At 70.4% G+C, this 12,988-nt stretch carries 11 protein-coding genes; 3 read left to right on the forward strand and 8 right to left on the reverse strand.

Translation table 11 applies throughout. The annotated features are described in order from the left end of the window. Positions 1-91: 91 nt before the first annotated feature. Entirely contained in the window at positions 92-484 is a 393-nt protein-coding gene (locus LUX31_RS10850; protein ID WP_405535233.1) for a winged helix-turn-helix transcriptional regulator, read from the forward strand. Here LUX31_RS10850 and mutM read toward each other — a convergent pair. The 8 genes from mutM to recG all read right to left on the reverse strand — a co-directional run bounded on the left by mutM (position 457) and on the right by recG (position 7,923). Beyond that, on the reverse strand, positions 457-1,317 hold the full coding sequence (gene mutM, locus LUX31_RS10855) for a bifunctional DNA-formamidopyrimidine glycosylase/DNA-(apurinic or apyrimidinic site) lyase (protein ID WP_235474577.1): 861 nt from the start codon (positions 1,315-1,317) through the stop codon (positions 457-459). The two genes, LUX31_RS10850 and mutM, sit on opposite strands and share 28 nt — an antisense overlap. Before the next feature lie 129 nt (positions 1,318-1,446). Then, positions 1,447-2,274: a ribonuclease III gene (rnc, locus tag LUX31_RS10860; protein WP_235474578.1), complete on the reverse strand. Its 828-nt coding sequence runs from the start codon at positions 2,272-2,274 to the stop codon at positions 1,447-1,449. 19 nt (positions 2,275-2,293) lie between these two features. Then, positions 2,294-2,467 (reverse strand): 50S ribosomal protein L32, encoded by a 174-nt coding sequence (gene rpmF, locus LUX31_RS10865; protein ID WP_105973780.1) that lies wholly within the window; start codon positions 2,465-2,467, stop codon positions 2,294-2,296. Positions 2,468-2,469: 2 nt separating this feature from the next. Further along, positions 2,470-3,120 (reverse strand): YceD family protein, encoded by a 651-nt coding sequence (locus tag LUX31_RS10870; protein ID WP_235474579.1) that lies wholly within the window; start codon positions 3,118-3,120, stop codon positions 2,470-2,472. 129 nt (positions 3,121-3,249) lie between these two features. Next, a complete protein-coding gene (locus LUX31_RS10875; RefSeq protein ID WP_235474580.1) occupies positions 3,250-4,326 on the reverse strand; it encodes an ATP synthase F0 subunit B in 1,077 nt (358 codons plus the stop codon). Between the two features lie 114 nt (positions 4,327-4,440). After that, positions 4,441-4,920 (reverse strand): pantetheine-phosphate adenylyltransferase, encoded by a 480-nt coding sequence (gene coaD / locus LUX31_RS10880; protein WP_235479875.1) that lies wholly within the window; start codon positions 4,918-4,920, stop codon positions 4,441-4,443. Positions 4,921-4,946: 26 nt separating this feature from the next. After that, on the reverse strand, positions 4,947-5,558 hold the full coding sequence (gene rsmD, locus LUX31_RS10885) for a 16S rRNA (guanine(966)-N(2))-methyltransferase RsmD (RefSeq protein WP_268828254.1): 612 nt from the start codon (positions 5,556-5,558) through the stop codon (positions 4,947-4,949). Positions 5,559-5,700: 142 nt separating this feature from the next. Beyond that, entirely contained in the window at positions 5,701-7,923 is a 2,223-nt protein-coding gene (gene recG, locus LUX31_RS10890) for an ATP-dependent DNA helicase RecG (protein ID WP_235474582.1), read from the reverse strand. A 171-nt stretch (positions 7,924-8,094) separates the two neighbouring features. Between recG and LUX31_RS10895 the strand changes: the two genes are divergently transcribed. Both LUX31_RS10895 and LUX31_RS10900 read left to right on the forward strand, forming a co-directional pair. After that, positions 8,095-9,939, forward strand: a complete 1,845-nt coding sequence (locus LUX31_RS10895) for an HSP90 family protein (RefSeq protein ID WP_235474583.1) — start codon at positions 8,095-8,097, stop codon at positions 9,937-9,939. Then, the gene (locus LUX31_RS10900; protein WP_235474584.1) at positions 9,936-12,872 is read left to right on the forward strand and encodes a tetratricopeptide repeat protein; all 2,937 of its coding nucleotides are present in this window, start codon (positions 9,936-9,938) and stop codon (positions 12,870-12,872) included. Before LUX31_RS10895 ends, LUX31_RS10900 begins: the two co-directional genes overlap by 4 nt. Positions 12,873-12,988: the final 116 nt, after the last annotated feature.

Here is a 12,988-nt window from a genome sequence, read left to right on the forward strand (position 1 = left end):
CCGTCGGAATCGGCTGAGCGGCCTGAAGGTTGCGCTAACCAACAGTTAGCGCAACCTTCAGGTCAGCGCTGCGTTCGCGTACGCTGGGGTCATGATGAACGCCACGGAGGAGCAGAACCTCCCCTACGACGTGTTCGCCAAGGCGTGTCCGTCGCGCGGCACGCTGGAACACGTCACGGGCCGCTGGGGCGCGCTCACGCTCGGTGCCCTTCAGGAGGGCTCGCTCCGCTTCAACGAGCTGCGCCGCCGTGTCGACGGCGTGAGCGAGAAGATGCTCTCCCAGACCCTCCAGGCCCTGGAGCGCGACGGCCTGGTCCACCGCGAGGCCCAGCCGACGAACCCGCCCCGCGTGGACTACGAACTGACCCCCCTGGGCCACGAGGTCGCCGAGCGCCTGCTGTCGCTCATCCACTGCGTGGAGGGCCGCATGGACTCCGTACTGGCGGCTCGCGAACGCTACGACACCGCGCGCGGGACCCTCTGACACTTCGGACAGAAGTAGCTGGACCGGTTCATCCAGGGACGGCGGAGCATCGGCGTCGCACACCGCTTGCACGGCAGTCCCTCGCGTCCGTACGCGTCGAGCGAGCGGTCGAAGTACCCCGATTCGCCATTGACGTTGACATATAGACTGTCGAAACTCGTGCCGCCCACGGCCAGCGCCGCGTTCATCACATCCCGTACATGGCCCAGGAGTTCGGCCGTACGCGGCCGGGTGAAGCCGGCGGTCGGACGTTCGTAGTGGACGCGGGACCGCCAAAGGGCCTCGTCCGCGTAGATGTTGCCGACGCCGCTGATCAACGACTGGTCGAGCAGGGCCCGTTTGATGGTCGTACGCTTCCGGCGCAGCGCCTGATGGAAGGCCTCGTCGTCGAACAGCGGGTCGAGGGGGTCGCGCGCGATGTGGGCGATGACGTCGGGCAGCCCGTCGGGCGTGTTGTCGTGCAACGACAGCCCACCGAAGGTGCGTTGATCGACGAACCGGAGTTCGGTGCCGAGATCGTCGGCGAACCGCACCCGAATCCGCAGATGCTTCTCATCGACGGCGTCCTGCGGCTGCACCAACAACTGCCCACTCATCCCAAGATGCGCCAACACCGACTGCCCGGTGTCCTCCAACGGCAGCCACAGATACTTCCCACGCCGACTGGGCGTACCGACGCGATGCCCTTTGAGGCGGTAAGTGAAGTCATCACCACCGGCAATGTGCCGCCGCACAGCCCGAGGATGCAGAACCTCGGCATCAGCAATGATCCGCTGAGCAACCCACCGAGCAAGCCCCCGCCGCACAACCTCAACTTCAGGCAACTCGGGCATAGAAACCCCCTGCTTTTAGGGGCGCGGGGAACTGCGCGACAAGCCACGACGGGCCCGCAGCCGAAGAACAAACCGAAGAACACCAGTGCAAGTCCCGCCAGGGACAAGCACTGGTGCACGCGAGCAACCTCAGGCAGAGGTTGAGGAAGACGCCTCCACGTCCTCCTCAACAGGCACCGCGGCCTCAGCAACGGCAGCCTCGGCAGCCGCTTTGGCACGTTCATCCGCGTCAGCACGGATGGAACGCCAAGCCGACTCCGCAGCCTGCTGCTCCGCCTCCTTCTTGCTGCGGCCGGTGCCGGTGCCGTACGAGACGCCTCCGACGCGGGCGGCAGCAGTGAAGGTCTTCTCGTGGTCCGGACCGGTTTCCGTGACCAGGTACTCGGGAACACCGAGCCCTTCGGTCGCGGTGAGTTCCTGGAGACTGGTCTTCCAGTCCAGGCCAGCACCGAGATTCGAGGACTTCTCGATCAGCGGGTCGAAGAGACGGTGGACGAGTTCGCCCGCCGCGTCGAGACCCTGGTCGAGATAGACAGCGCCGATCACCGCTTCGAGGGTGTCGGCGAGGATGGACGCCTTGTCCCGCCCGCCCGTGCCCTCTTCACCGCGGCCGAGCCGGATGAAGGAGCCGAGTTCGAGCCCACGGCCCACCTCCGCGAGCGCACGAGAATTGACCACCGCGGCCCGCAGCTTGGCCAACTGGCCTTCTGGGAGGTCGGGGTGGGTGCGGTACAGCGTGTCCGTGACCACCAGGCCGAGCACGGAGTCCCCGAGGAACTCCAGCCGCTCGTTGGTGGGCAGACCGCCGTTCTCGTACGCGTACGAACGGTGGGTCAGTGCACGCACCAGAAGGGCGGACTCCAGCTGGTAGCCGAGCCGCCCTTCCAGAAGCGTGTGGGACGAGGCCGTGTCCGCCGTTTTTTTCTTGGCGGTCGAGTCCGCCTGGGCGTCAGACATGAAGCCTCTCACCAGCCGCTCAGACCTCGAGGACCTGGCGCTTGTTGTAAGTGCCGCAAGACGGGCACGCGATGTGCTGCAGCTTGGGCTCCTGGCAGCGCTCGCACGCAATCAGGTTGGGGACCGCAGCCTTCCACTGCGACCGGCGGTGGCGCGTGTTGCTGCGCGACATCTTCCGCTTCGGAACAGCCACGGCTACTTCTCCTGCTTCTCGTCGACGCCCGCTTCCGCGTCGGCGCCGCTGATCTCGTCCTTCTCGCCGGGTTCGAGTGAACCTGCGAGTCCCTGCAGTGCCGCCCAACGGATGTCGACGGCATCGTGGTGGTGGTCCGGGTCGTCCGCCAGCCGGGCTCCGCACTGGGAGCACAGGCCGGGGCAGTCGTCCTGGCACACCGGCTGCATCGGCAGTGCGAGCACCACCGCATCACGCAGCACGGGTTCGAGGTCGAACAAGCCGTCCTCGATGAAGAGCGTGTCCTCGTCTTCCTCGGCGTCGTCGGCCGGCTCCGCTTTCACACGGCCCCGGTCGTCGGCGTCAGGGTACGAGAACATCTCCTGGAAATCCGCTTCGAGCTGCTGCTCCAGCGGCTCCAGACACCTTACGCACTCCCCCTTGGCGCGTGCACGGGCGGTGCCTGTGACAAGCACACCTTCCATGACCGACTCCAGGCGGAGTTCGAGCTCCACCGGCGCGCCTTCCGGCACTCCGATGACTCCCGCGAGACCGAAGTCCTTGGGAGCGTCGATCTCACGGGTCAGGCGCTGCAGCGCGCCAGGACGCCGCCCCAGCTCGTGTGTGTCGAACACAAGAGGGTTGCGGTGGTCGAGGCGGGCGTTCAGAGCCATTCCTGCTTTCGATCTTCGATGCTCGGCCGCCCGTCTTCCGGGCAGCGGTGATCGCAGAGGTACACGCGACCGAAGAGCCAGGATACTGGACCTTCCGCCCACGGCCCAATCCGGTCCCCGTGCGGGCACTTACTGCCCGCCGCGACCCTGTTCGTAGGCGCGCAGCTGCTCGGCACTGATCATGGTCGTGTCGAAGAAGCTGGTCTCGTCGAGGGCGTGCGGCTGATGTGGCTGCTGCTGTTCCGGCTGGACGTGCCCCTGCTGGACGTGGGCGGGGTCGTAGGCGGCCTGCTGACCGTCGTACCCCTGGTAGGCGTACGGGTCGGCCGACTGGTAGCCGTACGGGTCGGCGGGCTGCTGGGCGTACGCCTGCTGGTAGCCGCCGTACGGGTCGGCGGGCTGCTGGTAGCCGTACTGGTCCTGCTGGCCGTACTGCTGCTGGGCCGGGATCTCCGCCGCCCGGGGCTGTACCCCCAGGGAATCCGGGGAGTCGGCGAGGTCGGCCAGGTAGTCGGCGTCGCTGGTGTGCTGCCTGGGGCTGCCGTCGTCGTCCTGGCCGAGGGCGCCGAGGTCGTCGGAGGCGATACGGCCGTGCAGGGTCTGCCGGCCGCGGCCGACGGCCTCCAGGGTCTTGGCGAGGACGGCCTCGAAGGCGCCGAGCTTCACGTCGACGTATTTGTCGGCGTTGAGGCGCAGGGTCTCGGGGTCGTGGCTGCGCTCGGGGGCATCCTCGTCCTCGTACCCCTGCTCGTCGAGGCCGGGTCCGGTGCCGAGGAGCTTCTCGCGGCCGCGGCCGACCGAGCCGAGGGTCTTGGTGAGGACGACCTCGAAGTTGGCGAGCTTGGAGTCGACGTAGTCGTCGGCCTCGGCGCGGACGTCCTCGGCCTCCTTGCGGGCCTCGGCGAGGATGCGGTCCGCCTCGTTCTGGGAGCGGCGGGCGACCTCCGTGTCGGAGATCAGCGAGCCGCGCTCCTCGTGGGCGGTCCGGATGATCCGGTCGGCCTCCTGACGGGCCTGCTCGACCATGTGTTCCCGGTCGCCGATCAGCTCCTGTGCCTGTGCGAGGGAGCCGGGCAGGGCCGCGCGCACCTCTTCCAGCATCGCGAGAAGGTCGGCGCGGTTGACCACGCACGAGGCCGACATGGGCATCGACCGGGCACTGGAGACCGAGGAGACGATCTCGTCGAGCTTCTTCTGCACGTCCACCGTGTGCTCGCCACTCTCTACAGCTGTGATGAAGACGGACGGGTCGACTGTACGACTCCTGTCGCCCCGCCCGACACCGAGTGACGGTTTGTCAGTTCTTCGTCAGCTCGCCGGTCAGTCCTTCTTGAGGCGGCCGTCGAGGGCTTCCAGGACGAGCGGCGGCACGAGGTGGGAGACGTCCCCGCCCCAGGCGGCCACCTCCTTGACCAGCGAGGAGGACAGGAAGCTGTAGGTGGGGTTGGTCGGCACGAAGAGCGTCTCGACGCCGGACAGACCGTTGTTCATCTGGGCCATCTGGAGTTCGTAGTCGAAGTCGCTGACGGCTCGCAGGCCCTTGACGATGGCCGGGATGTCGCGCTGCTTGCAGAAGTCGACGAGGAGGCCGTGGAAGGACTCGACCCGGACGTTTCCGAACTCGGCGGTGACCTGGCGGATCAGATCGATCCGCTCGTCGATCTCGAACAGGCCCTTCTTGGACTTGTTGATCATGACCGCGACATAGACCTCGTCGTACAGACGGGAGGCGCGGGAAATGATGTCGAGGTGTCCGTTGGTGATCGGGTCGAACGACCCGGGACAGACGGCGCGGCGCACTAGTGATCCCTCGCTCTCCGGTCCGGTCATCGTGCGTCTTCGCACGTAGAGGCGGCGCGACCGTACCAAAACGTTCCCTCGCCGTAGCGACGGGCCCGGAGCGCTTCGAAGCCGTCCGGCCACGCGAATTCGCCGCCTCTGGTGCTGCGCTCCACGGTGACGAGGGCTTCGGCCGTGAGCCAGCCCCCCGCCCGGAGTGTGAGCAGGATCTCGCGAAGATCGTCGTCCGGAACGGCGTAGGGCGGGTCGATGAAGACGATGTCGTACGGCTGTGTGGACGCCGTCTGAACAACCTGTTCCGCCTTGCCCGCCCTGACCTCGGCGCCGGGCAGCCCGAGCGACTTGACGTTCTCGCGGACGATGCGGGCGGCGCGGGGGTCGGCCTCCACGAGGAGGGTGTGGCCTGCGCCGCGGCTGAGCGCCTCCAGGCCTACGGCGCCGGAGCCGGCGTACAGGTCGAGGACCCGTTCGCCGTCCAGGGGGCCACCCAGGAGTGCCTGCCAGGTGGAGAAGAGGCCTTCTCGGGCGCGGTCGGAGGTGGGGCGTGTGCCGGTGCCCGGCGGGACGGCTAGGCGTCGTCCGCCGGCTGTGCCGGCGATCACGCGGGTCATCTGGGGGTCCTTGTTCGAGGGATGGATGAGGGATGGGGCCGGGTTCAGTTTCGCAGGAGGGGGTGGGGGGGTGCGCTGTGGTGTTGGCGACTGCGGGCCGGTGGGGGCTGGTCGCGCAGTTCCCCGCGCTCCTTTGGGGCGCGCTGCCCCTGGGCGGAGAGAAAATGGCTCACCCCTTGTCCAGGTACTGCTCCCTCTCCTCGTCCAGTAGGGCGTCGAGCGCTGTACGTAGGCCCGGGAGGTTCTCCAGTTCCGGGTCGGCGACGACGACTGCTGCCGCCTCCTCTCTCGCCTCCGCGATGATTTCCTCGTCGTCGATGACCGTGAGCATGCGGAGGGATGTGCGGGCGCCCGACTGGGCCTGGCCCAGGACGTCGCCCTCTCTGCGTTGTTCGAGGTCGATGCGGGAGAGTTCGAAGCCGTCGAGGGTGGCCGCGACGGCGTTGAGGCGCTGGCGGGCCGCGCTCGCCTCGGGCATCTCGCTGACCAGGAGGCAGAGACCGGCCGCCGAGCCACGGCCGACGCGGCCCCGGAGCTGGTGGAGCTGGGAGACGCCGAAGCGGTCGGCGTCCATGATGACCATCGCCGTCGCGTTGGGCACGTTGACGCCGACCTCGATGACCGTCGTGGCCACCAGGACGTCCGTCTCACCGGCGGCGAAGCGGCGCATCACGGCGTCCTTGTCGTCGGGGTGCATCCGGCCGTGCAGGATCTCGACCTTGAGTCCTTGGAGGGGTCCCCGGGTGAGCTGGTCGGCCACCTGTACGACGGCTAGCGGCGGGCGCTTCTCCGCCTCGTCCTCCGCCGACTTCCTGGCCTTCTTGGGGTCGTCCTCCTCGTCGCCGATGCGCGGGCAGACCACGTACGCCTGGTGGCCGCCCTCGACCTCCTCGCGCACGCGCTCCCATGCGCGCGCCAGGAAATGGGGTTTGTCGGCGGCCGGGACGACATGACTGGCGATGGGCGAGCGGCCGGCCGGGAGCTGGTCCAGGACGGACGTCTCCAGGTCGCCGAAGACGGTCATGGCGACCGTCCGGGGAATGGGCGTGGCGGTCATCACCAGCAGATGCGGGGGCTGTTTGCCCTTGCCCCGGAGTGCGTCGCGCTGTTCGACGCCGAAGCGGTGCTGTTCGTCGACCACCACCAGGCCGAGGTCGTGGAACTGGACCTTGTCCTCGATCAGCGCGTGCGTACCGATCACGAGCCCCGCCTCGCCGGTGACGAGGTCGAGGAGCGCCTGGCGGCGGGCCGCGGTGCCCATGGAGCCGGTCAGGAGGACCACCTTGGTGGCCTTGTCCGCGCCGCCGAGCATCCCGCCCTCGGCCAACTCCCCCATCATCTCGGTGATCGACCGGTGGTGCTGCTGGGCGAGCACCTCGGTGGGCGCGAGCATCGCGGCCTGACCGCCCGCGTCGACCACGGCGAGCATGGCGCGGAGGGCCACCATTGTCTTCCCCGAACCAACCTCCCCCTGGAGCAGCCGGTGCATCGGATGCTCCGCCGCCAGGTCGTCGAAGATCTCCTTGGAGACCTTCTGCTGGCCCTCCGTGAGGGTGAAGGGCAACTTCGCGTCGAAGGCCGTGAGGAGGCCGTCCGGGGTCGGTCTGCGGGGGACCGCCGGGAGTTGGGCGTCCGCGTGGCGGCGGCGGGCCAGGGCGATCTGGAGGACGAACGCCTCGTCCCACTTGAGGCGGGTGCGCGCGTCCTCGATGTCCGCCTTGGTGTGCGGGCGGTGGATCTTCAGGAGGGCCTCGGGGAGGGTGGCCAGGCCCCTGCCCTCCCGAAGGGAGGGGGGCAGCGGGTCGACGGCCTCCTGGGCGAGGTCCAACACCGTCTGCAGCGACTTGGCGATCTTCCAGGACTCCAGCTTCGCCGTGGCGGGGTACAGCGGGATCAGCGCGCCCGCCCAGGAGCCGACCGTCTCCGCCGCCTCGTCGGTGTCGCCGCGCAGCAACTCGTACGCCGGATGGGCGAGTTGGAGACGGCGGTTGAAGACCGAGACCTTGCCGGCGAACAGGGCTCGGGTGCCGGGGAGGAGTTCCTTGTGGGGTTTGTGGACTCCGGCGCCGAAGAAGACCAGTTGGAGCCGGCCGCTGCCGTCCGTGATGGTGACTTCCAGTCGCTGGCCCTTGCCGCCCCGGGCCTTCGAGGAGGCGAAGGTGTGCAGGCGTGCGTCGGCCACCTGGGCGACCACCGTCACGTGTTCGTCCATGGGGAGGTCGGCCAGGTGGGTGAGCTGGCCCCGCTCCTCGTACCTGCGCGGATAGTGGTGCAGGAGGTCGCCGACGGTGTGCAGGCCGAGGTGCTCGGCCATCACCTTCGCGGTGGCGGGGCCGAGCACTGATTTCAGTGGTTGCTTCAGTGGTTCTTCCAGTGCGGGCACGAGATCCATTGCACACCACACCACTGACATTCCCGTATACGTATAGCGAATCCGCTGGTCAGACGGCTCGTTCGGGGCCTAGGATGGCGCGCCCGGCCATCCCCCGCGGTCACCGCCTCACCGGGACCGCCCGACCCCGCGCCGTCGCCAGAACCTGGTCCCCCCTCCGGCGCTGCGACGATGGACTCCCAGACCTCACAGTCATCCCAGTCACCGCATACGTTCCAGGTCGACCTGCGCGGCCTCGTGGACCTGCTCTCCCATCACCTCTACTCCAGCCCCAAGGTCTATCTGCGCGAGCTGCTGCAGAACGCCGTGGACGCGATCACCGCCCGGCGCGCGGAGCAGCCCGACGCCCCGGCGCGGGTGCGGCTGTACGCCGAGGGCGGCACCCTGCGGGTCGAGGACTCCGGGGTCGGTCTCACCGAGGCGGACGTGCACAACCTGCTGGCGACCATCGGCCGCAGTTCCAAGCGGGCGGACCCCGGCGACATCCAGGAGGCGCGTTCGGAGTTCCTCGGCCAGTTCGGGATCGGGCTGCTGGCCTGTTTCGTCGTGGCCGAGCGGATCAGGGTCGTCAGCCGCAGCGCCCGTACGCCGGACGCGCCGCCCGTGGAGTGGACGGCCGCGGACGACGGTTCGTACACCGTGCGTACGCTCCCCGACGACGCCCGGCCCGAACCGGGCACCACCGTGCACCTGGTGGCGCGGCCCGGGGCGGGTGAGTGGCTCACCGAGGAGCGGGTGCTGGCGCTGGCGCGGGACTTCGGGTCGCTGCTGCCGTACGACGTGCGGGTGGGCGACGAGGCCGTCACCGATCTGCCCGCGCCCTGGAACCGTCCGTACCCGTCGCCCGCCACCCGGAGGGTGGCTCTTCAGCGGCACTGTCACGACCTGTTCGGGTTCTCGCCGCTGGACTCGATCGACCTGGACGTGCCGCTCGCGGGGATCCGCGGGGTGGCGTACGTCCTGCCGTCCTCGGTGAGTCCGGCGCAGCGCGCGAGTCACCGTGTGCATCTGAAGGGCATGCTGCTCACCGAGCGGGCCGAACAGCTGCTGCCCGACTGGGCGTTCTTCGTGCGGTGCGTGCTGGACACGGACAGTCTGCGGCCGACGGCTTCGCGCGAGTCGCTGTACGAGGACGAGACGCTGGCCGCCGTACGCGAGGCGCTGGGGGAAAGGATTCGCTCCTGGTTGACCGGGCTCGCCGCCGGTGATCCGGAGCGGCTGGCCGCGTTCCTGTCGGTGCACCACCTGGGCGTCAAGTCCCTGGCCAGGCACGACAAGGAGATGCTGCGCACGATGCTGCCGTGGCTCCCCTTCGAGACGACCGACGGGCAGCTGTCCCTGGAGGAGTTCGCGCAGCGGCATCCGGTGGTGCACTTCACCCGGAGCGTCGAGGAGTACCGGCAGGTCGCGCCGATCGCGTCCGCACAGGGCGTCGGTGTCGTCAACGGCGGCTACACGTACGACAGTGAGCTGATCGAGGCGCTGCCGTCGGTGCGCCCGGGGACCGTGGTCGCCGAGCTGGACGCCGACACCGTGACCGCCCACCTGGACGCCGTCGACCCGGCCGAGGAGCTGGCCCTGGCGGCGTTCATGGGGGCCGCGCGGGCCAGACTCGACCCCCTGGGGTGCGATGTCGTCCTGCGCGCCTTCCACCCGCTGTCGGTGCCCGCGCTGCACCTGGACGACCGGGCGGCCCGGCACGAGCAGGCCCGCGCGGAGGCCGAGGAGCAGGCCGACGACCTGTGGGCCGGCATCCTCGGCTCGCTGCGGGGCAGCGCCCCGCGCGCGCGGCTGGTGCTCAACCATCTCAACCCGCTGATCCGGAGGATCAGTTCCCTTGACGACCCGGAACTGATCGGCACCGCCACGGAGTCCCTGTACGGGCAGGCGCTGCTCATGGCGCAGCGCCCGCTGCGGCCCGCGGACTCCGCGCTGCTGAACCGTGCGTTCATCGGCCTCCTGGAGTGGGCCACCCACAGCGATCCCACGGAGCCCACGGAGGACGGCCGGCGATGAACGAGATCAAGGACTTCGACGCGCTCCGCGAGGCCATGGCACTCAACTCCGAGCAGCCCGAGGGACCGGCCCGCAACGCGCGCGCGGAGCAGCTGCTCGCGGAGGCCGAGAAGCTGAACATCCCGCTCGCCGTGATCGAGGCGCTCGGGCACCAGCTGAAGGCCTACAACTACAGCTCCGAGAAGGACCGGATGTTCGTCCCCTTCGCGCGTCTGCTGCGCATGTGGGACGAGCGGCCGGAGGACTTCGACGAGTACGAGGTCCACACGCTGCACTGGGTCTTCAAGTGGATGACCACGGGCATGCTGGACCAGCCGCACATCCCCTTGGCCTCCATCGAGAAGTGGCTCGGCGAGATGGAGCACCGCTACCGGCTCGCCGGACACTCCGAACGGGCCGTGCGCGGCGCCGAGTTCAGTGTGGCCGCGCATGTCGGCGACCTGGCGCGGGCCGAACGGGCGTACGCGGCCTGGCTGGCCGCCGACCGCGACAGCATGGCCGACTGCCATGCCTGCGAACTGCACAGCCAGGGCTGGTGGCAGGCCGAGCGGGGTGCGGACGCGGAGGCGCTCGACCTGTGGCGGCCGGTCCTGGAGGGCGAGTTCACGTGCGCCCACGAGCCGCACACCGTCCTGGCGTCCTCCCTGGGTCCGCTGCTGCGCCTGGGCCGCCTGGACGAGGCCCGCGCGCACCACCTGCGGGGCTTCCGGCTGGTGCGGCCCATGGAGAGCATGCGGGGCGCGTACGCGGACCACGTCGAGTTCTGCGCGCTCACCGGGAACGAGGCGCGGGGCCTGGAGCTGCTCGCGGAGCGTCCCGCGTACTTCACGGACTCCGGGCAGCCGCGCAGCCAGATGGACTTCATGGCCGCCGTGGCACTCCTGATGGACCGGTTGACCGGGCTGGGCATGGGCGCCCAGTCGGTGCCGGGCCCGGCCGGACGCGACTGGACCGCCCGCGAACTCGCCGTCCACGCGCGCGAGGAGGCCCTTTCGCTCTCCGCGCGCTTCGACGCCCGCAACGGCACGTCGTACGTCGGCGATGACGTCCGCGCGCGCATGGCGCAGGTTCCCCTGGTGGACCGGCTGCCGCTGGGCGTACGGGCGTCCGGCGTCCCCGCGCCCCGCAGGGCGCCGGTGACGCGGCCCGCCGAGCCGCAGGCCCAGGCGCCGGCGCCGGACGACCTGCCCGCGCTGCTCGCCGAGGCCCGCCGGATGTCGGACGGGCTGCTCCCGAACGCGATGGAGGCGTGGGCGGCCGTCTCCCGGGCCGCCGAGGGCGTCGAGCTATCGGTGTCCGACCAGGCGGAGATCGTCGACCACAAGGCCATGGAGGGCGGTCCTGAGGGCATCACGCTCTTCGAGCGGGCCGCCGAGCTGTACGCCGAGGCAGGTGACCCCGGCGAGGCCCTGGCAGCCCGCGCCCGCGCCGCGTACGCCCGCGCCCTGGAGGGCGACGTGGACGCGGCCCTGGCCGCCGTCTCCGAGCCGTACGAGGAGGTCCTCGCGCTCTACTCCGACGAGGGCACCGGCGTACGGCAGGCCGCGGCGGTCCTGATGGGGCGCGCCCGCATCCTCATGCGCCAGGTCGAGGAGACCGGCACCGACCGTGCCCTGGCCGCCGCCGAGAACGCCGTACGGGAGCTGCTGGCGCTCGTCGACGGGCACGCCGGGGACGACGTACGGCTCGCCTCACGGGGCGCGGAGGCCCAGGCCATGCTCGGTGAACTGGCGACGCGCGCCGGGGACCTGGAAGGCGCCGCGGAGCTGTTCACCTGGGCCACGGACGCGTTCGTCGCGGCGGGGCTGCCGTGGTTCGCGGTGGAGTACGAGGCCCGGCTGGCCGGACTCTCCCACCATCTCGGCGACATCGCCGGGGCCGAGCGGGCGCTGCGGGGAGCCCTGGAGCACGGCGGGACGTATCTGGAGGCGGCGGGGCACGCCCAGCTGAACCTCCAGCTCGCCGAGATCCTCGGGGCGCGTGACGAGGTCGGCGAGGCTGCTGACCACGCCCTGGAGGCCGCGCACTGGGCCGACGAGGCGGGCGAGGGCCCGACGCTGGGGGCCTGGGCCAGGCATCTGCTCGGCGGTTTCCTCCTCCGGCAGGGCCGGTGGGCGGAGGCGGCCGAGGTGCTGGAGTCGGCGCTGCCCGATCTGAGCGCCGAATCGCACGGCGACGGAGCGGTCGTCCAGACGCTGTGGTGGCTCGCCGACTGCCTGGCCGAGCTGGGCGAGCACCGCGAGTCGGCCGAACGCCGTCTCAAGGCCGCGGAGATCGCCCGGCACTGGCCGGAGCAGCAGGACCACGCGACCCTCGCCCACCTCGCCGCCGAGTCCCTCGGTCAGGCCGGGCTGCCCGCCGAGGCCGACCAGGCCTACGAACGCGCCGGCGACCTGTGGCGCTCGCTCGGCAATGTGCACGGCCTGGTGCGTGCCCTGCGCGCCCGCGCGTGGCTGGCGCTGCGCACGGAGGCGGGTCTGACGGGGGCACGCCTCCGGATGCAGGACGCGGTGCGCGAGTGCACGCAGGCCCTGTCGGAGGCGGACGACCTGGAGTCCCGCGAGCAGCTCGGCGCCGAACTCGCCCACTCCCACCGCCAGTTCGGCGACCTGCTGGCCCGCTCGGCCGCCGAGGACGCGGAGGACGGTGCGATCGAGGCCGCCTTCGAGGAGGCGCTGGCCCAGATGACGAAGGCGATCGCGGTGTTCTCCTCACTGGGTGAGGAGGGCCTCCACGGCCGCACCGGCGCGGAGCTGGCCGCGGGTTGGCTGGAGGCGGACCTCAGCCGGCCTGCGGAGGCGGCGGCACGCGCGCGTGGGGTGCTGCGGGCGTACGGCGGCTCCGCCGAGGACCCGGACGCCGAGACGGTCCGGGCCCGACGGGCCGAGGCAGAACAGATGCTCCAACTGATGGAGGAACAGGAGGCCGAGTAAGGGCCCCAAGTTTCCTCGCCCCCGCCGCCCCTACCCGTCCCATCCTCGGGGGCTGCCGCCCCCGAACCCCCGCTACGGCCCTGAACGGGCCTTGTCCTCAAACGCCGGACGGGCTG

It is taken from the genome of Streptomyces sp. GQFP, assembly GCF_021545335.1.
Taxonomy (GTDB): Bacteria; Actinomycetota; Actinomycetes; order Streptomycetales; family Streptomycetaceae; genus Streptomyces.